Here is a 24,010-nt window from a genome sequence, read left to right on the forward strand (position 1 = left end):
AGACACTGAAACGCCGGGAGGCGGCCGCTATCGAGCAGGATTATCCAACCCTGCCTGTGTTCGATCAGAAGATGTAATCGGTGGTCAGGAAGCTCGAATCCCGCCCGCGAATGATCTCGCTGATCAGATCCTTGTTGCTCTCCTGGAATTTGGTCGCCACCAGCGTGCGGATCGAGAACACCCGCAAGGCATCGTGGACCGAGAGCGTGCCTTCGGCGGAATTCTTGCGGCCGTTGAACGGGTAAGTGTCCGGACCGCGCTGGCACTGGGCGTTGAGGTTGATTCGGCCGACCTGATTGGCGAAGGTGTCGACCAGGCGCCCGACCGCCACCGGGTTGGTGCCGAAGATGCTCAGTTGCTGGCCGAAATCGGATTCCAGCACGTAGTCGATCACGGTATCGAGGTGGCGGTAGGGCACGATGGGCACGACCGGGCCGAACTGTTCTTCCTGATACACGCGCATCTGCGGGTTCACCGGATACAGCACGGCCGGGTAGAAGAACGACGCGTGGGATTCGCCGCCATTCGGGTTGACCACTTGCGCACCCTTGCCCTGCGCATCTGCCACCAGACCGTGCAGATAATCCACCTTGCCGGATTCCGGCAGCGGCGTCAGCGAAACACCGCTGTCCCACGGCATGCCCGGTTTCAGCGTGGCCAGTTTGGCGTTGAATTTCTCGATGAAGCTGTCGACCACGTCTTCATGCACGAAGAGGATTTTCAGTGCGGTGCAGCGCTGACCATTGAACGACAGTGAGCCGGTGACCGCTTCGCTGACGGCGTTGTCGAGATCGACTTCGGGCAAGACGATGCCAGGGTTCTTCGCATCCAGACCGAGAGCGGCGCGCAAACGGTGTGGTTTCGGGTGCAGCTTCTTCAGGTCGCTGGCGGCCTTATTGGTGCCGATGAAAGCGAAGATGTCGATCTTGCCGCTGGCCATCAGCGCGCTGACAGTCTCGCGGCCGCTGCCGTAGATCACGTTGATCACGCCGCTGGGGAAGCTGTCGCGGAAGGCTTCGAGCAACGGCCGAATCAGCAGCACGCCGAGCTTGGCCGGTTTGAACACCACAGTGTTGCCCATGATCAGCGCCGGGATCAGCGTGGTGAAGGTTTCGTTCAGGGGATAGTTGTAAGGGCCCATGCACAGTGCGACGCCGAGCGGTACGCGGCGGATCTGGCCGAGGGTGTCCTGCTCCAGCTCGAAGCGGCTGGAGCGGCGATCGAGTTCTTTCAGGGCATTGATGGTGTCGACGATGTAATCGCAGGTGCGATCGAACTCTTTTTCCGAGTCCTTGAGGTTTTTGCCGATCTCCCACATCAGCAGCTTGACCACGGCTTCGCGCTGCTCACGCATGCGGCCGAGAAACGCTTCGATATGCTGGATGCGCTCGGCGACGCGCATGGTCGGCCACAGCCCCTGGCCCCGGTCGTAGGCGCGGACGGCGGCGTCAAGGGCGGTGAGTGCGGTGTCGGCATCCAGCAGCGGCGTGCTGCCGAGGATCACCTGTTCTTCGCCGTTTTCGCCTTTCAGATAAACCGGGCTGCGCACCTGCGCGAGCGGGCCATCCCAGCGACGCAATTGGCCATCGACCAGATATTCGCGTTGCTCGACCTGAACGTCGAGACGGTATTTTTCCGGGATGTCGCTGACAGAAGGGAACAGGTTGCCAAGGATATTTGCTGTGGTCATGTCACTACCCTGTGTTGATGTCTGCACGCAGATCAAAAAGTCTCTACAGGTTATACGCCTGAATGCCCTGTGATTTAACCCCGTGAATGTCACGCGAATGTCACGCAGCAGTGCAACCACAGTCCACCCTGTGGGAGCGAGCCTGCTCGCGAAGGCGGCGGCACATCCAACATCCTCATTGCCTGACACAACGCTTTCGCGAGCAGGCTCGCTCCCACAGGTTCATGTGCACAACCAGGAGAGCCGGCCACACATAAATCCCGTGTAGGAGTGAGCCTGCTCGCGAAAGCGCTGTGTCAGTCACAGAGGAGTTGGCTGACCTGACGCCATCGCGAGCAGGCTCGTTCCTACACAGGTCTTGTGGTGACCACCAATCTGCATTCCACCCCGAATCCCTGTGGGAGCGGGCTTGCCAGCGATGAGGTCGGCACATCCACCCGCTTCATTGACTGAGCCACCGCCATCGCTGGCAAGCCAGCTTCCAAAGGATATGTGCCGAACCACGAAGACCGGTCAGCTACAAATCCCCTGTGGGAGTGAGCCTGCTCGCGATTGCGGTGTGTCAGTCACAGATGAGTTGGCTGACCTGACGCCATCGCGAGCAGGCTCGTTCCTACACAGGTCTTGTGGTGACCACCAATCTGCATTCCACCCCGAATCCCTGTGGGAGCGGGCTTGCCAGCGATGAGGTCGGCACATCCACCCGCTTCATTGACTGAGCCACCGCCATCGCTGGCAAGCCAGCTTCCACAGGATATGTGCCGAACCACAAAGCCCGGTCAGCCACAAATCCCCTGTGGGAGCGAGCCTGCTCGCGAAGGCGGCGGCACATCCAAGATCCTCATTGCCTGACACAACGCTTTCGCGAGCAGGCTCGCTCCTACAGGGGGGCGGCGCAACCGATATGGCCCTCGGTAATGAAGCTTTTATGACAAAAGTTCGGTAGCCCTTTGCCAGTCCGGTCATGCCTGTGTAACGCGCTTGAGGGGCCTTTCGGGGCGCACTTTGCAAGCCGAGGCGGGACGCCGGGAGTGAGGCAATGGGGACTATGGAACGCTATTCGAAAGTGGGCATGCAGGAGCTCGATCAACGCCTGTCGAAGATCGTCGAAGCCGCGCGCAAGAAGCCGGTTTCGGTGTATCGCTACGGCGCGCCGTGGGTCTGGATCGTCTCGCAGGAGGACTGGCAGGGCGCTCTGAAAGAAGTGTCCAGCTACATTCCGCCGGGCCATTCGCTGGTGTTGTTGCGCCCACAGATCGACGATCTGCTCGACGCTCACCAGGATCTGCTGCGCGACCTGAACGCCGCGCCCGGCATGCTCATTCCCGCGCAAACGGTCATGCACATCCTGCTCCTGCAACTGCTGTATTCGGTGCCCAGCGAACAGCAACTCTATGAACAGCTCAACTACAACCTGCTGTTCCGCTGGTTCGTCGGCCTCGGCCTGAACCAGAAAGTCTGGAGTTTCACCGCCCTCAGTCGCGACATCGCCACGCTGCTCAACGAGCCGCGCGCGGTGCTGCTGATTCAGAAAATCATCGGCGAAGTGTTCTGCGGCGCGTTGCTGCAAATGCCCGAGTTCTCGCTGAACTTCGCGCTGTTGCACACCTGGCTGGGCAAGCACGCCTGCGCCACAACGATCAGCAATTGACGCAACACACCGGGCGCTAACGCCCACAGGTCATCGCGAATTTCAGGGGGTAGTGTGGAACGGATTTTCACGTCACGGCTGGCGCTGTGGGGCTGGCTGCTGGTGACGGCAGGCGCGCAGCCGGCGCTGGCCGAGGAGGGTACAGACGCGCCCGCCGCGCAGCGTCTGGTCGACGTCAACGAATACTTCGTGCGCGGCAACACCGTGCTCGATGCGCGGGCGATCGAAGAAGCGGTGTACCCGTTTCTCGGCCCGCAGAAAGCCTTGAGCGACATCGAAGGCGCGCGCGATGCGTTGCAGAAGGCCTATCAGGAACGCGGCTATCAATCGGTGTTCGTCGAGCTGCCCGAGCAGGCCGTGGCCGATGGCATCGTCTATCTGCAAGTCAGCGAAACCAAGGTCGGCCGGGTGCGTGTGGTCGGCGCCAAACACTATTCGCCGCTGGACATTCGCGACAACGTCCCGGCGCTGAAAGAGGGCGAGGTGCCGGACTTCGCCAAGGTCCAGGGCGAACTGGCGCAGCTCAACAAGACACCCGGTCGACAAGTGATGCCACTGGTGCGCGAAGGCCAGCGCCCCGGCACCATGGATGTCGACTTGCAGGTTGAAGACCAAAATCCGTGGACGGCCAGCGTCGGCCTCAATAACGATTACAGCGCCGACACCGAAAAGCTGCGCAGCGTCACCAGCCTCGGCTACAACAACCTGTGGCAGCTCGGCCACAGCGTCAACCTGACGTTCTTCACCGCGCCGCAGGAAACCGACAACGCCAAGGTCTGGTCCGGTTCCTACACCGCGCCGCTGAGCGAGCGCTGGAGCGTGCAGTTCTCCGGTTACCAGTCCGACAGCAACGTCGCCACCATCGGCGGCAGCAACGTCCTCGGCAAGGGCCATTCCTATGGTGTCGCGGCGATCTACACGCTGCCCTCGAGCGGCAACTGGTCGAACTCGCTGTCGGTCGGCATCGACTTCAAGGACTTCGACGAGCGCCTGAGCCTGTCCGGCGAAAGCGACAAGGTGCCGCTGCAATACGCGCCGTTCACCTTCGCCTACAACGGTTATCGCTACAGCGAGAAGAGCCAGCTCGGCCTCGGCCTGAGCCTGGTTGCCGCCACCCGCAGCGTCTTCGGCTATGGCAGCGACGACGATGATTTCGACTACAAACGCTACCGCGCCAAGCCGAGTTTTGCCGTGCTCAAGGGCGACACCAACTACACCTGGACCTTCGACAACGATTGGCAGAGCGCGAGCAAAGCGGCGTTCCAACTGGCCTCGGGGCCGCTGGTTTCCAACGAACAATTCTCCGCCGGTGGCGCCACCTCGGTGCGCGGCTACCTCGCTGCCGAGCGCACCGCCGATGACGGCTACTTGCTCAGCCAGGAATTGCGCACACCGTCGCTGGCGAAGTTTGCCGGCACGTGGATGCAGGACTGGCGCTTCTACGCCTTCGCCGAGGGCGCGCAGCTGTACCTGCGCGACGAACTGCCGGACCAGGACGCCAATTACGCCCTGGCCAGCGTCGGCCTCGGCACCCGCGCCAGTCTGAGCAAATGGCTGTCCGGCAGCCTCGACTGGGGCTACCCGCTACTCGAAGGGCCGAACACCTCGAAACAGGAATCGCGCCTGCACTTCAACCTTCAAGCCACTTTCTAACGGAGCACGTCCATGCAACGCCTTCTCCTTTCGTTGTTGATCTGCCTGGGCTTCGTGCTCCCGGCCACGGCCCAGGCCTGGTGGCAGGACGACTGGCATTACCGCAAACAGATTGCCGTCGACACCACCCCGCAAGGCGCGGCGATCAATCAGGCCCTCGGCCGCACCGCGCTGCTGGTGCGCCTGCACACCGGCAACTTCACTTTTGACGGTGTGAAAGAGGACGGCTCGGATCTGCGCTTCGTCGCTGCCGATGACAAAACCGTGCTCAATCACCAGATCGAAAGCTTCGATGCGCTGATGGGCATGGCGCTGATCTGGGTCGATGTGCCGAATGTCGAGGGCGGCCAGCGCCAGGACATCTGGATGTATTACGGCAACCAGAAAGCCCCGGCCACCGGCAACGGCCAGTTGACCTTCGATCCGAGTTACACCGCGCTCTATCACTTCGACGGCGCCACCGGCACCCCGGCGAAAGACACTACGGCGTACGGCAACACCGCGCAAAGTGCCACGGGCACAGCGATCGATGGCGTCGTCGGCCGTGCGTTGCAGCTCAGCGGTCAGCCGTTGTTGCTGCCGGCCAGTCCGTCGCTGCAACACAACGTTGGCAGCGCGTTCACCTTCAGTGCCTGGCTGCGTCTGGATCAGGCCACTGGCGAACAACTGATCCTGGCTCGGCGCGAAGGCACGCAAAGTCTGCTGATCGGCGTCAGCCAGGGCCTGCCATTCGTGGAAATCGACGGCCAGCGCGCCGCTGCCGCACAAGCGCTGACGCCGGCGCAATGGCAACATGTCGCGCTGACTGCCGAGGGCTCGAAAGTCACCCTCTACATCAACGGTCGCGAGAGCGCTGCACTGGCTCAGGCGATGCCAGCGTTCAACTCGGTCATGGCCATCGGCGCCGATCTGCATGAAGGTGCGTTTCAGCCATTCGCCGGCGCCATCGATGAACTGCGCCTGTCGAAAGTCGCCCGTCCCGCTGCGCTGTTGCTGGCCGACGCCACCTCGCAAGGCGCCGAGTCGAAACTGGTGGCTTACGGCGTCGATGAAGAGCAGTCCGGGTTTGGCTTCGGCAGCCTCGGCTTTCTGCTCAACGCAGTACCGATCGACGCCTGGGTGATCATTGCCGTGCTGGTGCTGATGATGTTCCAGTCGTGGATCATCATGCTGCGCAAGAACCGCAGCCTCAGCCGCGTCACCGCTGCCAACGAAGACTTCCGCGTGCAGTTCGCCAAAGTCGGCACGCGTCTGGAAATGTTCGCCGACGACGCGCAACTGGCCCAGCGCCTGCAGCATTCGTCGCTGTGGCGCCTGTATCTGGTGGCGGTCAAGGAGATCCGTACCCGCCGCGAGCAGGGCGCCGATACCTCGTCGGTTTCCGCCGCGACCATCGAAGCCATCCGCTGCTCGATGGACGGCGTGCGCACCCGCGAAAACCAGCAACTGAGTTCGAAACTCTCGACCCTGTCCAACGCCATCGCCGGTGGCCCGTACATCGGCCTGCTCGGCACAGTGTTGGGGATCATGGTGGTGTTCCTCGGCACGGCGATGGCCGGCGACGTCAACATCAACGCCATCGCGCCGGGTATGGCTGCCGCTCTGTTGGCCACGGCGATGGGCCTGTTCGTCGCGATCCCGGCGCTGTTTGGCTACAACCGCCTGATCACCCGCAACAAGGAAGTCAGCGCCGACATGCGCGTGTTCGTCGACGAGTTCATCACCCGTCTGGCGGAGATGCACGGCGAGAGTCAGTTCAGTGAGGCGTCGCATCAGCGCGGCCATCACGCCAACCACTCCGTACCGGCCTGAGGAGCACTGCCATGGCGTCCGTAAATGCCTCCCACGACGATGACGACGATGCCGCGGTGGACAGCATCAACATCACCCCGCTGGTCGACGTGCTGATGGTGGTGCTGGTGATGTTCATCCTCACCGCCACCGCGCAGGTCTCCGGGATCCAGATCAACCTGCCCAAGGCCAGCGCTTCGGTGTCGCTGTCGGAGGCCAAGACCAAGGCAATCTCGGTCAACGACGGCGGCCAGGTATTTCTCGATGCCTATCCGGTCACCCTGGCGGAGCTGGAAGAACGCCTGCGTATCGAGAAGGCGCAGAGCCCGGATTTCCCGGTGATCGTGCGTGGCGATGCGACGGTGCAGTACCAGAAAGTCATTGAAGTGCTGGATCTGCTGCGCCGGCTCGAACTGTCCCAGGTCGGTCTCGTCACCGGCAAACCGAGTCAGGGCTGAGTCATGACCGCACAACTCCCGATCGAGCCGCCGCCCGTGAAAAAGTCGCCGTTGCGCTATGTGAAGTGGGGCGCCGGATTGCTGGTCGGCGCGCTCGCCGCGTGGTTCCTCTGGCAGTGGGCCAACGACATGGCCGGCGTGCGCCGCGAAGCGCCGAAAGTGCCGACGATCATTCCGTTGCCGCCACCGCCCCCGCCGCCCCCGGAGAAACCGCCGGAGCCGGAAACCCCGGTGGAAGAAAAAGTCGTCGAGCCCGAGCCAACCCCCGAGCCGGAGGAGGTCAAGCCTGAGGAAGAGGCACCGCCATCGCCGGCCGACGATCTGGCCAACCCGATGCAAATGGACGGCGACGCGCAGGCCGGCAGCGACGCTTTCAACATCGGCGCGGGCAAGGGCGGCGGCATGGCCGGTGCGGGTGGCGGGCGGCTGGGTACGGGCACGTACAGCCAGTTTCTGGCGTTCACTTTCCAGCGTTTGCTGCGTGAGAACCCCGACCTGCGAAACCTCGCGTTCTCGCTGCAGGCCGATGTCTGGCTGAGCAGCGTCGGCGAGATCACCCGTGTCGAGCTGATCAAGTCCAGCGGCAACCCGCAAATCGATACCCAGGTGCTGGCCGCGTTACGCGGTGCGCCGGCCCTCAGCGAACGGCCTCCGGCCTCTATCACTTTGCCCGTGCGCCTGTCCCTGCAAGGGCGGCGTCCGGGTTAACCCTACTTTTAAAGCTTCGGCAAAAGGAGTTGTGTGCAGATGATTTCCAATGTGAATCGATTGTCCCTGGCGGTCGGCATGGTCATTGCGACCCTGGTCGGTCAGGCCGTGGCAGCGCCTGCGCCCTCGGAGAACGCCACGATCAATCTGATCCGCTTGCTGGTCGAGCAGGGCATTCTGAAACAGGACAAGGCCGACGCGCTGATCGCCCAGGCGCAGAACGAAGCCGCGCAGGCCAAACAGGCTGCCGCGTCCACCGCAGTCGCCGCCGGGCCGGTCGCTGCGCCGGGCGATGTCCGTGTGCAATACGTCCCGGCAGCGGTGCGTGATCAGATCCGCGATCAGGTCAAGGCCGAGGTCATGGCCACCGCCAAACAGGAAAACTGGGCAGCGCCGAATACCTTCCCGGACTGGGCCTCGCGCATCAGCTTCGATGGCGACATTCGTCTGCGTGACGAATCGCGTTACTACTCGGGCAACAACAGCAACGAAATCGTCGACTTCGCCAAGCTCAATAACAACGGCCCGTACGACGTAAACCCCAACAGCAGCACCAGTCTGCCGCCGTTGCTCAACACCCGCGAGGACCGCGAAAACCTCTTTCGCCTGCGCGCCCGGCTGGGCATGAAAGCGGTGATTTCGGAGGAATGGACCGCTGGCATTCGCATTGGCACCGGTTCGGACAACAACCCGGTTTCCACCACGCAAAACCTCGGTGGCGGCTTCGCCAAGAAAGATATCTGGCTTGATCAAGGCTATTTGACCTGGAAGCCAATGGATGAGCTGACCCTGACCGGCGGGCGCTTTGCCAACCCGTTCATGTCCACTGACATGCTCTATTCCAACGACCTCAATTTCGATGGTGTGGCGGCGATTTTCGACCACAAGCTCAACCGCGATTGGGGTGTGTTCGGCACCGTCGGCGCGTTCCCGGTGGATTACACCAACGACACGACCAGCAGCAATGGTTTCGACAAGGAAGAGAGCGACAACAAATGGCTGTACGGCGCACAGCTCGGCGCGAAGTGGGCGATCAACAGCAACAACCGCCTGAAAGGTGCGTTGGCCTACTACCGCTTCGACGACATTCAAGGCCAGCGCTCCAGCCCTTGCGAGCCGTGGGCTGGCGCGCCGGGCTGCGACAGCGACGGTACTCGCGCAGCGTTCATGCAGAAGGGCAACAGCGTGTTCCTCCTTCGTGACATCACGCCGAACCCGCTCAACCCGAGCGCCACGCCGCAGCCGCAATTTGTTGGCCTCGCGTCCGAGTTCAACCTGCTCGATCTAAACGTCGTGTGGGACGCCGATCTACCGCAGGACTTCAAACTGCGCAGCCAGGGCAATTACATCCACAACCTCAGCTACGACGAAGGCGACATGCGCAAGCGTTCCGCCGGGCAGATCGTCAACAACCTCGACAGCAGCGGCGAAATCGAAAGCGGCGCCAACGCATGGATGGTGCAGTTCACCCTCGGCAACGCGCTGGACCTCAAGCGCAAGGGCGACTGGAACCTGTTCGCCGGCTACAAGTACATCCAGCCGGACGCCTTGCCGGACGGCTTCAACGACTCGTCGTTCCACCTCGGCGGCACCAATGCCAAGGGCTATTTCATGGGCGGCAACTACGGCCTGGCGAAGAACGTTTCCGCCACCGGCCGCTGGATGAGCACCGAAGCGGTGTATGGCGCGCCGTTCGACATCGACGTCTTGCAGCTTGAGATCAACACGCGCTTCTAAAGCGCCGGGAGAGCTTTATGAACACGCGTTTTCTGGCGTTGGGCCTGGGTTTGTTGATTGCCACCGGGGCGAGCGCCGAGGGCATGGAAGAACGCCTGCGCACGCAATTGCGCAGCACCACCCAACAATTGCAGGCCCTGCAAAGCCAGCAGGCCCAGGCCAGCGCCGCGCAACTGGCGGCGCAGAACGAAGCGAAAGCTGCCCAGGCGCAAATCAAGCTATTGACTGCCGAACTGGCCAAAGCCAAAGGCCTCGCCGAGCAATTGGCCGGGCAGCAACAGAGCCTGCACAGCCAGGCGCAGGCGCAAGTGGCGGCCAGTGCCGAGCAGACCGGAAAGTTCAAAAAGGCCTATGACGATTTGCTGGTTCTTGCCCGCGGCAAAGAAGCCGAACGCGCGAAGCTGCAAGCGCAACTGGCGGAACGTGACACACAAGTGCAGCAATGTTCAGCCAAGAATCAGCAAATGTACGGCGTCGCCAAACAGATCCTCAGCGCCTACGAAAACATCGATGTCGCCGAAGTGATGAAGATCCGCCAGCCCTTCGCCGGTAGCGCCCGGGTCAAGTTCGAAGAACTGGCACAGGGCTTCGGCGACGAGCTGTACAAGACCCAATTCGATGCGCCGCAGGCCGCGATCGCTCACTGATACAAGGAAGAAAGGCATGACTCAATTGATCACCCACGTTTCCCCGCAATCGCTGACCGAGGTACTGCAAGCCGCCGGTTACCGCGTCAATCCGAGCGAACAGAACGGCATCGTCCAACTGCTCAGCGCCAGTCAGGGCATTGGCTACGCGGTGCGTTTCGGCAATCCGGCGCTGGAGCAGGGCAGCTTTGTCGATTTCACCTTCAGCTGCGCCTTGCGCGTGCAGGGTGACTTGCCCCAGGGCGTCGCCGAGCAGTGGAACGCGACGCGGCGCTTTGCACGGTTGTCGTTGCAGGGCGAGTTTCTGGTCATGGAGATGGACGTGATCGTGGCTGCGGGCGTGAGCGACGAGCACCTGCGTGGCAATCTGGAATTGTGGGATCGCCTGTTGCAGGAATTCATCGTTTACCTGCGTGATTTCAGCCAGACCGCGGGTGCGCAAACCGCAAAAGCCGCCGTTGCCGAAGCAGAGGAAGTCGCGCTGTGAAAAAGCCTGCCATGGTGATCGGCGCCGGAGCGCTGGCGTTGTTGGTGGTGGCCGTGGCATTGGTGCTGCGGCCCGGGAGTGATCCGGTCGCTGCCCAGCAGCCGTCGCCGCTGGCAGCGGTTTCAGCCGGGCCAGCGGTGGCGCGGTTGGGCAATCAGCAGGTTTCGCCAGAGGAGTTGCAGGCGCTGCTGGCGACTGTCCCGGCGCAAACCCGCGAACAGCTGCGCGGCAACCGTGAGGCGCTGGAGCGCTGGATCCGTTCGCGACTGGCCGAAAAAGCTGTGCTGGACCAGGCCGATGCGCAGGGCTGGGCGCAGCGCCCCGACGTCGCCCGGCAGACCCGTGCGGCGACGGAACAGATCGTCTTTCGTGATTACTTGCGCTCGGTGAGTCAGGTACCGGCGGAATATCCAAGCGCAGCGGAGTTGCAGCAGGCCTATGACGCGGGCAAGGAAAGTTGGCAGACGCCGGCGCTGTATCGGGTCAGTCAGATTTTCCTTGGTGTCAGTGATTCCGCTTCGTTGGAAACCGTGCGTAAACAGGCCGCCGAATTGAGCAAGAAGGCGCAGTCGGCGCCGGGTGAATTTGCTGCACTGGCTACGCAGTATTCGCAGGATCGCGTGACGGCAGAGCGGGGCGGTGACACCGGCCTGCAACCGTTGCAGCAACTGGTGCCGGAAGTACGCGGCGCCGTGGCCCGGCTCAAGGTTGGCGCCGTGTCTGATCCTGTGCAAAGCGCCGCCGGCTTCCACGTGATCAAACTCACCGAACAACAACCGGCCCGCACCGCGACCCTCGATGAACTGCGCGACCAACTGACCCAGGCCCTGCGTGCACAACGCCAGGAACAGATCGCCCAGGCGTATCTGGACGGCATGCTCAACACCGCCACCCTGAGCATTGATGGCGCCGAACTGAACAAAATAATGGGCAAATGACACACATCGATCCTGTAGGAGCTGTCGAGTGCAACGAGGCTGCGATCTTTTGATCTTGCTTCTGAGGATCAAAAGATCGCAGCGTGCCGCAGCTCCAACACACATCGACCCTGTAGGAGCTGTCGAGTGCAACGAGGCTGCGATCTTTTGATTTTGCTTCTGAAGATCAAAAGATCGCAGCGTGCCGCAGCTCCTACAAAGAATTGCGTAACGACAACTACATAGATCGACAGGGAGTCATCAATGTCATTCACCGAACCCGCAGGACGCCCGGCCACCGGCGATTACCGCTCACCGCAAACCAGACCCGAACCCTGGCTCAACCAAGCGGCGACCATCGACAGCGAAGTCGCCCGATACTTCCTCGTCAGCGCCCGCTGCGGCTGCTTCATGCAAGCCGCGCGCAGCCTCAACGTACGCTCGACCCTGCTGCGCAAACAACTCGCGCTACTCGAACAGCAACTGCAACACAGCCTGTTCAGCTTCCAGGGCAGCAACCTCAGCCTGACCCGCGAAGGTCAGCAATTGCAGGCCCGACTTATCACCCTGGCCCACGAACGCAAACTGCCGGTCATTGAACAACCACTGATCCGCATGGCAATCGCCGAATCCATCCTCCACGACATCCTCGGCCGCGACCTCATCGCCCTGCTGCGGCGCAACGCCAGCCTGCGCCTGGAAATCATCGCCCTCGACAGCGAACTGGCCCTGCGCGCCGTCAGCGCCGACATCGTCCTCTGGCTCGCCCCCGGCGAAACCCCAAACCCCGGCCCGACGTTCACCACCAGCGAACCGCAACACCTCGCGCGGATCGGCTATCTACCGCATATTGCCAAGCGCTACAGCCGCGTGACTGCACGACCAGAAACACCGGATGATCTGGCGGATTTCATGCTGGTGCAGTGGCAGCATGATCGACGGGTTGAGAGCTTTCGGCCTTGGAACGAGTTAGTGGAGCAGAGATTGGCTGGCGTAGTGCAGATGCAATCTTATGAATTGATGTTAGAGATGATTCGCTGCAGCGCTTGCATCGGTTTGCTGCCGTCATACATGAGCCGCTTCGACCGCGGCCTTACCGCACTGCCCGGATTATTCGCAGAACCGATGCAGCTACACGCGTGGATGACGATCAACGCCGATTCGCAACACACACCCGAAATCCAAGCCCTCACCGACCTCATCCAGCAAACCTTCAACGAACGCCACGAATGGTTCCAGCCTTGACCCGCCCCCTGTAGGAGTGAGCCTGCTCGCGATCACGCCAGCCCAGCCCCCACACCCGTAACTGAACAAACCGCATCAATAGTGGGAGCGAGCCTGCTCGCGAACGCACTTCGCCAGCCGAAGCTTCAGTGACTGACCCACCGCCTTCGCGAGCAAGCTCGCTCCCACAAGAATCTTCATTGCTTACGCGTTGATCGTTCCCACGCTCCGCGTGGGCATGCAGCCCGGGACGCTCTGCGTCCCCCCAGAGCTGGAACGCGGAGCGTCCCTTGAGGCATTCCCACGCAGAGCGCGGGAACGATCATCAAAACCTTCAACGAACGCCACGAATGGTTCCAGCCTTGACGCAATCCCGTGTAGGAGTGAGCCTGCTCGCGATCACGCCAGCCCAGCCCCCACACCCGTAACTGACCAAACCGTATCCACAGTGGGAGCGAGCCTGCTCGCGAAAGCAATCCGCCAGTCGAAGCCACAGTGACTGACAAACCGCTTTCGCGAGCAGGCTCTCTCCCACAAATTCAGCGGTGTAACCGCAGCCGCGTGAGCTACACAAATCCCCTGTGGGAGCGGGCTTGCCCGCGATGGCGTCAGCAGCGACGGCGCCTCACTCAGAGCCTGTAGCGAGGCCCGCTACCGCGGCATCTCCAGATTATCCAGCACCCGATTCACCGCCAATTCCCCGAGCATGATCAACTGCGCAATCCCCATCAGCGTCCGCCGCTGGGATGGCTTGACCAGTCCGGCGAATTCCTGAGCGATGGTTTTGGCCGAAGCCAGCGTTTCGCAGGCGTTGGCCAGCAGGTCTTCGTTTTTGGTGTCGGCGGTGACGGCGTACATGGCGCGAGGGCTATACGGCGGCGGGGTGGAGCCGGGTGGGCAGAGGTAGTGGTCGAGGGCGCGGTCGGCGGCTTCGTGTAGTTTTTTTGAGTCGAGGGATTCGTAGGGGGAGGTGGGGTCGGTTTCGGGTGGGTTGGGTGTTGGTTTGATCATGGGTGAAGCTCCTAGAGTCGACGGAGCCGCCACCTTTCGCTGCGATACGAAATGGTTGGTGGCAGCTATACGCGGGTCGCAGACCGGGACTCTAGAACCGGCAGACCCGAAGGTCTCCCACGTACAGCCGCCATAAGTAGCGGATGTTGTGCGTCCAGAGATCGACGGGCTGCGAGACCCGATCGCTGATTCGTCAGCGACCGCACCACAATAGAACCCGCCCCCAAGGCGCACAAGCCGGCGGATTCTGGCTTGGCTGTAGGCAACGGCGCAAGGATTTGTAGCCTGGAGACCGTGTCTGGAGGTGTCTTTTAAACGCCTGAGTTTAAAATTCGTAAGACTTGGTGATTGTCGGAAAGCAAATATGGTCTCCATCAGTGAATTCCGCACTTTATCGAGTGTGGCTTACATGGTTGGGACTGGTGAATAAATGTGTTCCTTTTTATATGAGCGGGTTTGAACGGATGCGTTGCTTGGGCTACTTGCCGAGTCGGATGCGGTTGCATACATGGCAACTGTCAGTGCTGAGGCGCAACACGTGCGTTACGCGCAGGCGTCTACGGACCCTGTACATTGTTGAGCGGAACGAGCGATTCAGCATTAGTTAATACCTCGCTTGTGAAACACCAGGTGACAAAGGCGCATGTTCAACGAGCGCGAAGAAGCCGATGGACGATTTTTGAGTACAGCAGTCTGACCAAGCCCGCAAACGAGTTCGCGGGCTGGCCAAGTTCGCAACATTATACTGAGAGGCGACAGGTGGATTTAAATCAATAAGCCGATTGGATAGCTTCAACCATCATATCGGGACAACGAACAGTGCCCGAAATGGGCTGGCCAAGACCCCGCTGTGAATGGATATGCCATTTGACCAGGACACATACCTGGACTCGTAGGCGGACATATAGGGATGGTATGTGTACATCCACGAGGCCAGAGGGCTTCCCAATTGAATGCCCTCTAACAAGTCACCGAGAACATTTGTGAAATTAGCGTTAAGGGTTGCGGCGTTCCAATAGATGTGGAGGAGGTCGAGCCCACCCTGGCTTCTGATCCATTGTTGTGCGGCAATACTTCCAGCTTCGCCGCTATACGTCGTACTTCCTTTGGTAATGCGATAAACGTTTTTTACATTCACACTAAACGAAACGGAAGCACCTGAAGCGTCGCGCACTCGGATCGTTGTTGTGCCATTTTTTAAACCACTCACCTTCCCTGCAGTCACTGAAGCCACGGCCGGATTATCTGATTGATAGGTGTAGGGTGGAGTGCCACCTTGTGCCTGCCGAGTCAGAACGTTTCCGGGAACTTCTTTGGTGCCCCACCCGTAGCTTTGTACGAATTTCACTGCGCCAAGGTTCATCACACTTTGATCAATGGCTAGCGCGGCTACGACTTTGAATTTTCTCACTGCGGACTTCTGCCCAGAGCCATACAACGCCTCTGCGGTTAGTTCATGCGATCCGACGCCAAAGGTGGCCGTTACCGTCCAGACGCCATTCTCCCTATTGGTTATGGGATCAGCAATGGAGCTTGCTCCGTCAAGAACATTCACTTTCAGTCCGTTGGCTGCTTTCCCTGTCACCGTCACACTTGTATCCGAAGTTGAACCCCCTTCAGGTATTTCTACCCCGCTCGGTGAGCCTTTCACCGAATCAATCGTCGGCGCAACATCCGCTGTGACAGTAAAGCTCCGCGCTTCAGAATCAACTTCTCCACCGTGATACAACGATCTCGCAAACAACCGGTGCTTCCCTTCAGCAACAGTTACTTCCCGTGTCCAGATCCCCGTCAGCGGGTCGGCCGTCGCTCGCCCTTTGGCAACAGTGCTCGATCCATCATCATCGAACACCTCGATCTCCAGTCCCTTACTGGCAGTTCCCGACAACGTTAAGCTAGTGCTGACCGTCCATCCCCCCTCCAGCACTTCCTCACCGTTCGAGTCCAATACCCTGTCCAATGTCGGCACAACCAGTTCCACAGACTTGATCGTGTAAACCCGATCCGGAAATTTCACTGCGTTCGTTTCGATATTGCTCTTGTCCAGCGCCACCAGGTACTTAAGCGTCAGCGTCGTGCCATGCCCCAATTGCACGACATAGCTGTTAGCCAGCGGCTTCGGCCAGAAGCCTTGCCTGATCCAAGTGCTGTTGACCTTGGCGGGTAATCCTGCCCAGATCGTCAGATTATGTGCAGTGCCATCAGCCTTCTTACCCTCAAGCCGCAGCCAGCAGGGCTGTTCGGCTTCGATTAACGTGTGCAGCAGCGCATGAATGGTTGCGTTTTTGGTTCCAAGCGCCGTGACATCGAGAAAATTATTGGCATCGGCCTCGACAATTTTCGGTGCGACCAAAGCGGTTTCCGGGAGCGGCAGAATATCCAGTAGCAACACTGCCGATTCCACGGGTTTGCCGTCGCGCTCGACAAAATAACTGACTGGGACCCCCTGGCTCAGGCTGTAGGCAAGCACCGAACGCGGCACCGCAATCTCCAGGCCTGCACTGACCAGCCGAGGCGGGCTTGTGTAGGAGCCCTCAGGGACATCTGTCGCGCCTTGCCACTTCACCCACACCGTGTCGGTAGGCAGTAACGAACCCTGCGGTACGAGAACTCTGATTTCCGGAGTGGTCGGACTGAACTGGTTGCCGTTCATGCCTCGAACGGTGGGTGCCGGCAGAGAAAGGCGGCTGAGGTGAATGTCCACACGCTTTTCACCTGACATGACTGCATTGCCCAATTGGTCAAATACTCTGAATTCCGCCACAGCATTCGGGTTGTCACCGGCGCGCTGGAAGGTATCGGTGAACAGCGTCAGGTTGATCGGGGCCGGCGCGTCGGGCACATCGAAGCGCACGGTGGTATCGCCGAGCGCAAACACGATGGAGTCGGAGTGGCGTCTGTTGATGTAAGTAAAAGCAAATGTCACACCTTGTGCGGCGAGCTCCGGCCCCACGCCTTCACGTACTACATCCGGCGGAATGATCAGATCCAGAGATTCCGGCAGACGCAGATAGTAGAGGGCTAGCAGGTCCCGAGACGATTCACTGTTATCGCCTACGCGCGTGACCTTGTAATACAGGCGGTTGACGCCCTGGTTGAGCAAGCCATGGGGCAAGTCCAAGCGCACCCGCTGCTGTTCTTCGCCTGGGGCAACGGTCTTGCCCGTTACGGGAGTAGGGATGTCGTTGACGTACAGATCGACGCGGTCATCAGCGGCCATGGTCCAGGAAGCGAGCTGCATTTCCGTCCACGGATCTACCAGACATTCCAGGCCTTGCGTCTGACCGTCGTAAATCGCCTTGGGAATCCCGCCATGGGCAATGCCGTCCGGCTTCACCGGTGTGACCCAGCCCGGGATGATGACGGGGTACAAAACAAACAGCTCGTTGAAAATCGAAGACTGGATATCCATGGATGCGCTCCCTGAGAATTTTGCCTCGCCTGAGGTGTGATCCATCTCACTCCAGTTCGAAAAAAAACACACCTGTCAGATCTGACAGGTGCGGGCGGTTTTCAGACGAATGGTCGGATCAGCCCTTGTTCGCGCGGCGGCTGGGGAAGCGAGCCTGCTCGGGAAATTGTCGGTACGTTCGGCTTCTGTGCTGACTGACACACCGCCTTCGCGAGCAAGCTCGCTCCCACAATTACATCTCGCCAGATTCAAGATCAGCGGTTTAGAGTGACCAGCCACATCCTGATCACGGACCGATCCACATGCCAGACCCATCTCCCAGCATCCACCTCGAACGCTCCAGCGAATCCCATCTGGAAGGCATCACCGCGCTCTACAACGACCCGGCGGTCGCACGACAAGTGCTGCAGATGCCGTTTCAGTCCATCGAGGTCTGGCGCCAGCGATTGCAGGCCGATAACGAACGCGCGCTGAAACTGGTGGCGCTGCATCAGGGCGTGGTGATTGGCAACATTGGCCTGGAGGCTTATTCGCGCATGCGCCGCGCCCACGCCGGCAGTTTCGGCATGGCCGTCGCGGTGGCGTGGCAGGGCAAGGGTGTCGGTTCGCAGTTGTTGGCGGCGGCGCTGGACGTTGCCGACAACTGGATGAATCTGCACCGCGTCGAACTCACGGTGTACGCCGATAACGAAGCGGCGATCGGGCTTTATCGCAAGTTCGGTTTCGAGGCCGAAGGGTTGTTGCGTGATTACGCGGTGCGCGACGGGCGGTGGGTCGACACCCTGAGCATGGCCCGTCTGCGCGGTTCGTCGAAAGCCTGATCAGTCGCCCAGTGCGAAGGCCACCGCCGACTGCGCGTGCAGTTCGGTGGTGTCGAGCAGGGGCAGGGCGCTGTGTTCAGGTTTGACCAGCAGGCCGATTTCGGTGCAGCCGAGGATGATCGCCTGGGCGCCACGGGCGGTGAGGGATTCGATTACCCGTTGGTAGGTCTGGCGTGAGGTTTCGCTGATCACCCCGACGCAGAGTTCGTCGTAGATGATCCGGTGGACATCCTTGCGCTCGGCTTCATCCGGCACTAGTACGGTCAGGCCTTGGGCGATCAGGCGCTGCTTGAGGAAGTCCTGTTCCATGGTGAACGCGGTGCCGAGCAGCCCGACCGTGCGTGCGTCGATTTCCAGTGCGGCCTGGGCGGCGGGTTCGGCGATGTGCAGGAATGGAATGCTGATCGCCGCCTGAATCTGTTCGGCGACCTTGTGCATGGTGTTGGTACACAGCACCACGCAATCGGCGCCGCCGGCTTCGAGCCTGCGCGCGGCATCTACCAGAATCGCCGCCGCGTCGTCCCAGCGCCCGGCGTGCTGGGCCTGTTCGACCGGGCCGAAATCGACGCTGAACATCAGTAACTGCGCCGAGCGCAACGGCCCGAGGCGGTCGCGGACCTGCTGGTTGATCAAACGATAGTATTCGGCGCTGGACTCCCAGCTCATGCCGCCGATAAGGCCGATGGTGCGCATTTGAAATCCTCGGGCAGTGCCGGGCTCGATGGAGCCTGGCCTGCCCGAAGTTTCCGGTGGTTTGCCGCCTCACGCCAGCTCCGGATCAACTGTATCGGCAAACTTTCATTCAGGTGTCATGGTGCGTTTTCCGGCAACGGCACGACGTGATTGCAGCCTGCTTCCAGCGTCCTTTGATAGCCGACGTCCGGACGCCAGGGCTCCAGATTCCATTCAGGTTTATCTCGCGCAATCGCCAAATGACAAATCAGTTGATGGCGCATGCCATGGTTATTTTGCCAGTAGTGACTATTGGAATAGTCGCGCGAGAGTTCGTCCCAGATGAAAGGCGTGCCAGGTTCCTGGGTTCTTCGGGCGCAGGGTGTGGGGACAATGGCAAGCGCCCATTGATAGTCCCGGTAAAACCAATAGGCGTTCTGGATGTAGCGATTACAGCGCTCGACAATCACGATCACGCTTTCGCCATCCACTGCGGAGGGTGCGGTTTCGGCAGCGGCAACCTCAGTCATGCGCAGCCAGGAGGCGGTCAGTGCCAATGCGAGCAGGCAGTATTTCGCGTGATATCTGTTCATTGTTTCACCACCTGATCGGCTTCGACATAGCTGAAAGTCGCAGTACCAGTAGCGCTGGTCGCGGGCACCAGACGGATGATCGGTATCGTTCTATTGGGGGTTGTGGAGTTGTAAAAGTCTTGTTGGTTGTATCTTGCATCGGCGAGCGGTTTAGGGTCGGTCCCGCCGGCAATATAAAAAAACGCCAGTATCGGAAATGCGTTTGCCTCGCCGGCTGGCCAGGTTTTGATGATCACTTCGTTGTGTTCGTTGAAACCGGTAGTGCCTAACATTGCCTTGGCGCGCAGCGATTGATAGAACGCCGGAGCTGCCAGGGTATTACGCTCGTCTCGCACGTCGAAGCCACACTGTTGGAGGTTTTTGTTCACAGTTGACCTGTCCCAGGCTGCTTTGAACTGCTCTGCAGTGGTTACATTCGCGTTGTGGCAGTAGCCGCTTTCAGGGTGTGCAGGGGTAGGAATGCACACGCCATTCTTACCGCGATGCCAGCCCCAGGAATCCATCGGGTAAGAGCACAGAACTTGCAGTTGATCGGTATTGGCGGGTCGCTCCAGGACCGGGTAAAGAATGTAGCCGTTGCCGTAACCCCAGGCCAATCGGCCGAAATTGGTGTCGGCACGAAGGTAGGAAAACGAGATGCCGCCGCTGGTAACAGAGATAGGGCTAGGCTCCCAGACCTTATAAGTGTTGTTGGGGTCTTTGACTGTTACCCGAAGCATCACGCCTGAGCAAAGGAAAGAGGGTTGCGAATCCACTTTGTTGCAATTGGGAAACTTGCGGCCATAAAGCGTCGTTAGATAACTGGCGGTGGCGGGACCGTCCAGTGCCAGAGCATTGCTGTCGTTGGTGATATGTGGCGGTTGCGATGGGCTTTGAGAGCAACCAATCAACAAGGCTATAAGCAGTGAACCGATTATTTTGCGCATGACGTAGTCCTTGTCTCGCTGAATGACAATTCTGGAATGTAGTGTTCGAGTAGAATTTTCTCGTGGTACGCCGCTAAAGCCTCACTCTTCGGCACCAGGAAAAAACCAGTGGCTCGCTGGCGCCTGTCCGGTTCAGCGTGTAGTTGAAAATCACCTCTCGTCCTCGATTTTCCAGGATCCACGCCGCAGGGATCGGGAGGTTGGTGTAGTCAGGATCTTTGATCAGCACCTCTTCGCCGTAGCGAACGACGACGCCGTGTAACGCCATGCGCACCGTGTAGGAACCATCAATCAATGCGGGGTAATAAGCCCTTAAATTGGTATTGTCGGAATTAAGGGAGGGTTCTCCCAAAAGATATTTCTGCCCGGTAACGGTCAAGTCCAGATCGCATGAGGGAATTTCTACCGTGGTACCAGGCCGCCTCACGGTATAGGTCACCTCTGCGTGGCCGGCGCCGGCGTTGTCGATGACCTCAAGTCGCGGAATCTGGAACCGCAATATCTGCCCCGGGCGGGCTACGGTCTGTACGGCTGTGCGATAGGTGTAGTTTCGTCCCAGCCATTGGACTTGCACGGTTTGTCCTGTGTCGGAACCGGTGTAGCTGACCTCCACGGTGGCGAAGGCAGCCTCATAGAAGTCTTTGACGAAATTCAGCTGGCTGCCATTGAGCTCCTTTGCTTCCAGAACCTTGGGCGCTTGCAAATCCAGTTCCGGCTGTTTGCGGATATGAACATCCACCAGCGTGGCAGCGGACCAGATTGCCTGTGGCCCCGATGAGTTGCCGAGCTGGTCTATAGCCCTGAAGCGCAATGCGAACCTCGGATTGTCTTGCCAGAAGTCGTTGGTGAACAGTTTCATTACCACAGCGCCTGCGGCTGCTTGTGCAGCAGTGACGGTGTGGGATTTGGTCTGACTGTCACAATCGAGCGTAATAACGTCTCGCTCGCGCATATGGATGTAACGCAGCGTGACATCAACGCCGGCCGCCGCGCGCGCGGCGTCGATACCTTTGAGCACATCGTCCGGTAATGTCATGACCAGGTTCGGATTGTCCCCGCTTTGCGCAATCTCACCCGCTGGGCGGGGGCGGTTGTAGAGCACTTTCAACGTCGGCGATTCTACGGGTGCCTGGGTAACCCGCGTGACTTGCAGGCGGATGCGGTTGATGCCGTTCCTGAGCATGCCTTCAGGCAGCCTCATGGTGAAACGCTGGTTTTCTTCGCCCGGTTGGATCGTGTGAGGAATCACCGGCACTTGCGAATCTTCGAGCAATATACCGGCCGTGTCGAAAGCGTTCTGGTTCAACCAAGGATCGACCAGCAAGCGGACCTCGCCGTTTACGGCCAGCGACAACGGCACGCCGCCGTGCGGATCGTCAGGATGCTGTATCGCGGTTACCCATCCGGGAATCAGCACGGGGGCTATATCGAGGGGCTGCGCTTGAGAATCGATATTTACCGACATGGTTCTCTCCCGGTTTATTTGACCTGGTCAGCTGCGCTGTAAACGAATTGCGCGTCGGCACTCTGGATGGCGGGCAAAACGATTTTGACAATCGGCACCACTTTGCCGCCCGTTGAATCAAAAAAATCCTTCTGGTCGAACTGAGCGCCTGCCAGGCCACCTTCCAGATAGAAAAACGCCTCGATAGGCAGTTCTTTAGGAATGTTCTGCGGCCAGGTCGCCAGAATTAGCTCGATGTAGTCATGTGCGCCGGCGAAAAAACGTTCTAGTTGATGGGCGCGAATAGTCTGATAGAAAGAATCCGCGCCTTGATTGTTCATGGAGTCGCGTACATCGAAGCTGCAGAGATTCCAGCTGTTGCTGCGGCGATTCGCTATCCAGCCTTCGGCAGTGGTGATACCGATGGTCTGGCAACGCCGGCTGCGGTCGGGCGAATAGGGGTGGGCGCCGCAACCGGGGGCGTCTCTAAGCTGCGTGGCGCCGTCGAGGGGATAAGAGCAGAGCACTTCAATCTGGCGCGTTCCGATAGGCCGTGACAGCACGGGGTAGAAGATGTAGCCGTTCTTCTGACCAAACACGAGCCCGGTGAATTTGGCGTCCTTGCTCAGATACGAAAAAGATACGCCACCGCTTTTCTGCGAGTGCGGGCTTGGGTTCCAGGCTTTGTATGCTGTGGACGGAACCGTGGAGCGTAAAACGATGCCGCGACACAGAAACGCCGGCATGGAGGCTGAACCGCAGTTCGTTCTGACATCGTTGTAACGGGCGGTAAGGCTGGTCGCAACTTCCGCACCGGTTTGTGTAACGCTCGATATGCTGCTTACGGAGCCCGCCGCCTGTTCCGGTGGTATTGACGCTACCTGCTCATTGCTGCGGCACCCTGCAAAGGACAGCAATAGCACCAGCAACAGTAAGTATGTCTTGTTCATCTCGCCTGCCTCCATGTGGGCCGTAAAGGAACATCAAAACGCTGGGTAACTTTGAGTAATTCGCACAAGCAGAAACGTTCAAGGCTTGATCAGTTGGTCGGACTCGACGTACTGGAACGTGGCCTCGCTGGTGGGGGTCGAAGGCGGAAATAAACGGATGACCGGCACCCATATTCGTCGGGTGGTGGAGTTGTAAAAGTCCTGCTGATTGCCCTGAGCCTCGGGGAGACCGGCATTGCCGCCACCGGCGATAAAGAAGAACGCCATGAGCGGTAAGGTGTCTTGCAGATTCTGCGGCCAGGTCTTGACCACGACTTCATTCTGTTCAGTGAAATGCGTTGGATTCTGACTCAACATTCCGCGCGCTCTGACCGATTGATAGAACGGCACCGCGGCCGGCTTGCCGGTTGCCTCTGAAACATCGAAGCCGCACTGGCGAATGTGATGGCTATTGGGTGAGTTGTCCCACACGCTTTTCCACTGCTCGGCCGTGGTTACCCCTGCACTTTGGCAACGCTGGCTGGATGCCGGATACGAGGCGTGATGACCGCAAGGCGTGGTGCGGTTCCAGGTCCATCCATCGATTGGATATGAACACAACACATCGAGGTCGACCTTGTCTTGTGGGGCGCCGAAAATCGGGTACAACATGAACCCGTTCCCATGGCCCCATGCCAACCGACCGTATTTGGAGTCGGTCCTCAGATAGGAAAATGACACGCCACCATTTTTGACGGACGTCGGGCTGGGGTTCCAGACGTGATGAGTCTCGCCTGGCTTTTTGTCAGTGACTCGAAAAATGACCCCCGAACAGAGAAATGCGGGCTGGTTGGCTGATTCATGGCAGTTCTGGGGCTTCGAGTTGTACAAGGTATTCAGCCACTCGACCACTTGCGGGCCGGTCATGGCGACATGCGAATTGTTACTGCCGCTTTGCTCGAACGGTGTCTGAGGGGCCGTTTGGACGCAACCAATGAGTGTTGCAATTGAAACTGAAAGAATGATTTTTTTCACTTCGCTGTTCCCTGCGTCCTGATGCCGTCTTCACTGAGCGATTACCTCGCACTGAAATTAAACATTGGTTTCGTAGCGCAGCGCACTGTCAGATCTGACAGGTAAATTCACTTTTTTTAACCGTCTGTCGATTAAAGGCTTCAGTCAAGGCGCCTGGCATGGGCGGTTAAACGTACACAGGCGCCTTGATCTGCCACTATCCGT

Annotated in this window: 20 protein-coding genes; 11 read left to right on the forward strand and 9 right to left on the reverse strand. The window is 59.6% G+C overall.

Annotation, left to right across the window (positions count from 1 at the left end):
- Positions 1-64: 64 nt before the first annotated feature.
- Positions 65-1,690, reverse strand: a complete 1,626-nt coding sequence (locus tag GXB78_RS03570; RefSeq protein ID WP_329514284.1) for an NADP-dependent glyceraldehyde-3-phosphate dehydrogenase — start codon at positions 1,688-1,690, stop codon at positions 65-67.
- Positions 1,691-2,729: 1,039 nt separating this feature from the next.
- Here GXB78_RS03570 and GXB78_RS28075 point away from each other — a divergent pair.
- The 10 genes from GXB78_RS28075 to GXB78_RS03620 all read left to right on the forward strand — a co-directional run bounded on the left by GXB78_RS28075 (position 2,730) and on the right by GXB78_RS03620 (position 12,984).
- Positions 2,730-3,341, forward strand: coding sequence for a transposase (locus GXB78_RS28075; protein ID WP_080902524.1), 612 nt, complete (start codon positions 2,730-2,732; stop codon positions 3,339-3,341).
- A gap of 54 nt (positions 3,342-3,395) precedes the next feature.
- A complete protein-coding gene (locus GXB78_RS03580) occupies positions 3,396-4,994 on the forward strand; it encodes a ShlB/FhaC/HecB family hemolysin secretion/activation protein (protein WP_329514286.1) in 1,599 nt (532 codons plus the stop codon).
- Positions 4,995-5,006: 12 nt separating this feature from the next.
- Positions 5,007-6,806 carry a DUF2341 domain-containing protein gene (locus GXB78_RS03585; protein ID WP_329514288.1) on the forward strand — a complete coding sequence of 600 codons (1,800 nt, stop codon included), beginning with the start codon at positions 5,007-5,009 and terminating at the stop codon, positions 6,804-6,806.
- Positions 6,807-6,817: 11 nt separating this feature from the next.
- Positions 6,818-7,243: an ExbD/TolR family protein gene (locus GXB78_RS03590; protein ID WP_003201710.1), complete on the forward strand. Its 426-nt coding sequence runs from the start codon at positions 6,818-6,820 to the stop codon at positions 7,241-7,243.
- Positions 7,244-7,246: 3 nt separating this feature from the next.
- Positions 7,247-7,951: an energy transducer TonB family protein gene (locus GXB78_RS03595; protein ID WP_064361688.1), complete on the forward strand. Its 705-nt coding sequence runs from the start codon at positions 7,247-7,249 to the stop codon at positions 7,949-7,951.
- 39 nt (positions 7,952-7,990) lie between these two features.
- On the forward strand, positions 7,991-9,688 hold the full coding sequence (locus GXB78_RS03600) for a putative porin (protein WP_329514290.1): 1,698 nt from the start codon (positions 7,991-7,993) through the stop codon (positions 9,686-9,688).
- A 17-nt stretch (positions 9,689-9,705) separates the two neighbouring features.
- A complete protein-coding gene (locus tag GXB78_RS03605; protein ID WP_329514292.1) occupies positions 9,706-10,335 on the forward strand; it encodes a DNA repair protein in 630 nt (209 codons plus the stop codon).
- 16 nt (positions 10,336-10,351) lie between these two features.
- Complete coding sequence (locus GXB78_RS03610) at positions 10,352-10,822, forward strand: YbjN domain-containing protein (protein WP_329514294.1); 471 nt, start codon at positions 10,352-10,354, stop codon at positions 10,820-10,822.
- Complete coding sequence (locus GXB78_RS03615; RefSeq protein ID WP_329514296.1) at positions 10,819-11,760, forward strand: peptidylprolyl isomerase; 942 nt, start codon at positions 10,819-10,821, stop codon at positions 11,758-11,760. The genes GXB78_RS03610 and GXB78_RS03615 overlap by 4 nt, the downstream gene beginning before the upstream one ends.
- Before the next feature lie 243 nt (positions 11,761-12,003).
- A complete protein-coding gene (locus GXB78_RS03620; RefSeq protein WP_329514298.1) occupies positions 12,004-12,984 on the forward strand; it encodes a LysR family transcriptional regulator in 981 nt (326 codons plus the stop codon).
- Between the two features lie 630 nt (positions 12,985-13,614).
- On the opposite strand, the gene GXB78_RS03625 is transcribed toward GXB78_RS03620, so the two are convergent.
- The gene (locus GXB78_RS03625; RefSeq protein ID WP_329514300.1) at positions 13,615-13,974 is read right to left on the reverse strand and encodes a DUF6124 family protein; all 360 of its coding nucleotides are present in this window, start codon (positions 13,972-13,974) and stop codon (positions 13,615-13,617) included.
- Between the two features lie 799 nt (positions 13,975-14,773).
- Complete coding sequence (locus GXB78_RS03630) at positions 14,774-17,386, reverse strand: hypothetical protein (protein ID WP_329514301.1); 2,613 nt, start codon at positions 17,384-17,386, stop codon at positions 14,774-14,776.
- Between the two features lie 302 nt (positions 17,387-17,688).
- Between GXB78_RS03630 and GXB78_RS03635 the strand changes: the two genes are divergently transcribed.
- Complete coding sequence (locus tag GXB78_RS03635) at positions 17,689-18,207, forward strand: GNAT family N-acetyltransferase (protein WP_329514303.1); 519 nt, start codon at positions 17,689-17,691, stop codon at positions 18,205-18,207.
- Here the strand turns inward: GXB78_RS03635 and GXB78_RS03640 are convergent, their stop codons facing one another.
- The 6 genes from GXB78_RS03640 to GXB78_RS03665 all read right to left on the reverse strand — a co-directional run bounded on the left by GXB78_RS03640 (position 18,208) and on the right by GXB78_RS03665 (position 23,806).
- Entirely contained in the window at positions 18,208-18,900 is a 693-nt protein-coding gene (locus GXB78_RS03640; protein ID WP_329514306.1) for an aspartate/glutamate racemase family protein, read from the reverse strand.
- Between the two features lie 116 nt (positions 18,901-19,016).
- Complete coding sequence (locus tag GXB78_RS03645; RefSeq protein ID WP_329514308.1) at positions 19,017-19,472, reverse strand: DUF2599 domain-containing protein; 456 nt, start codon at positions 19,470-19,472, stop codon at positions 19,017-19,019.
- Positions 19,469-20,398 (reverse strand): halovibrin HvnC, encoded by a 930-nt coding sequence (locus tag GXB78_RS03650; protein WP_329514310.1) that lies wholly within the window; start codon positions 20,396-20,398, stop codon positions 19,469-19,471. Before GXB78_RS03650 ends, GXB78_RS03645 begins: the two co-directional genes overlap by 4 nt.
- 73 nt (positions 20,399-20,471) lie before the next feature.
- Positions 20,472-21,863, reverse strand: a complete 1,392-nt coding sequence (locus GXB78_RS03655; protein WP_329514312.1) for a hypothetical protein — start codon at positions 21,861-21,863, stop codon at positions 20,472-20,474.
- Positions 21,864-21,877: 14 nt separating this feature from the next.
- Positions 21,878-22,792 (reverse strand): halovibrin HvnA, encoded by a 915-nt coding sequence (locus GXB78_RS03660; RefSeq protein WP_329514314.1) that lies wholly within the window; start codon positions 22,790-22,792, stop codon positions 21,878-21,880.
- Between the two features lie 78 nt (positions 22,793-22,870).
- The gene (locus GXB78_RS03665) at positions 22,871-23,806 is read right to left on the reverse strand and encodes a hypothetical protein (protein ID WP_039760434.1); all 936 of its coding nucleotides are present in this window, start codon (positions 23,804-23,806) and stop codon (positions 22,871-22,873) included.
- Between the last annotated feature and the right edge of the window lie 204 nt (positions 23,807-24,010).

Origin of the sequence: Pseudomonas moraviensis subsp. stanleyae, assembly GCF_036283065.1 — a bacterium.
GTDB classification, from domain to species: Bacteria; Pseudomonadota; Gammaproteobacteria; order Pseudomonadales; family Pseudomonadaceae; genus Aquipseudomonas; species Aquipseudomonas stanleyae.

Excerpts from the sequence above, each read along its gene's own strand:
- GXB78_RS03610 (WP_329514294.1), top strand. The coding sequence starts at position 10,352 with ATGACTCAATTGATCACCCACGTTTCCCCGCAATCGCTGACCGAGGTA.
- GXB78_RS03640 (WP_329514306.1), bottom strand. The coding sequence starts at position 18,900 with ATGCGCACCATCGGCCTTATCGGCGGCATGAGCTGGGAGTCCAGCGCC.
- GXB78_RS03585 (WP_329514288.1), top strand. The coding sequence starts at position 5,007 with ATGCAACGCCTTCTCCTTTCGTTGTTGATCTGCCTGGGCTTCGTGCTC.
- GXB78_RS03635 (WP_329514303.1), top strand. The coding sequence starts at position 17,689 with ATGCCAGACCCATCTCCCAGCATCCACCTCGAACGCTCCAGCGAATCC.
- GXB78_RS03645 (WP_329514308.1), bottom strand. The coding sequence starts at position 19,472 with ATGAACAGATATCACGCGAAATACTGCCTGCTCGCATTGGCACTGACC.
- GXB78_RS03655 (WP_329514312.1), bottom strand. The coding sequence starts at position 21,863 with ATGTCGGTAAATATCGATTCTCAAGCGCAGCCCCTCGATATAGCCCCC.
- GXB78_RS03650 (WP_329514310.1), bottom strand. The coding sequence starts at position 20,398 with ATGCGCAAAATAATCGGTTCACTGCTTATAGCCTTGTTGATTGGTTGC.
- GXB78_RS28075 (WP_080902524.1), top strand. The coding sequence starts at position 2,730 with ATGGGGACTATGGAACGCTATTCGAAAGTGGGCATGCAGGAGCTCGAT.
- GXB78_RS03595 (WP_064361688.1), top strand. The coding sequence starts at position 7,247 with ATGACCGCACAACTCCCGATCGAGCCGCCGCCCGTGAAAAAGTCGCCG.
- GXB78_RS03570 (WP_329514284.1), bottom strand. The coding sequence starts at position 1,690 with ATGACCACAGCAAATATCCTTGGCAACCTGTTCCCTTCTGTCAGCGAC.
- GXB78_RS03625 (WP_329514300.1), bottom strand. The coding sequence starts at position 13,974 with ATGATCAAACCAACACCCAACCCACCCGAAACCGACCCCACCTCCCCC.
- GXB78_RS03620 (WP_329514298.1), top strand. The coding sequence starts at position 12,004 with ATGTCATTCACCGAACCCGCAGGACGCCCGGCCACCGGCGATTACCGC.
- GXB78_RS03590 (WP_003201710.1), top strand. The coding sequence starts at position 6,818 with ATGGCGTCCGTAAATGCCTCCCACGACGATGACGACGATGCCGCGGTG.
- GXB78_RS03600 (WP_329514290.1), top strand. The coding sequence starts at position 7,991 with ATGATTTCCAATGTGAATCGATTGTCCCTGGCGGTCGGCATGGTCATT.
- GXB78_RS03605 (WP_329514292.1), top strand. The coding sequence starts at position 9,706 with ATGAACACGCGTTTTCTGGCGTTGGGCCTGGGTTTGTTGATTGCCACC.
- GXB78_RS03660 (WP_329514314.1), bottom strand. The coding sequence starts at position 22,792 with ATGAACAAGACATACTTACTGTTGCTGGTGCTATTGCTGTCCTTTGCA.
- GXB78_RS03630 (WP_329514301.1), bottom strand. The coding sequence starts at position 17,386 with ATGGATATCCAGTCTTCGATTTTCAACGAGCTGTTTGTTTTGTACCCC.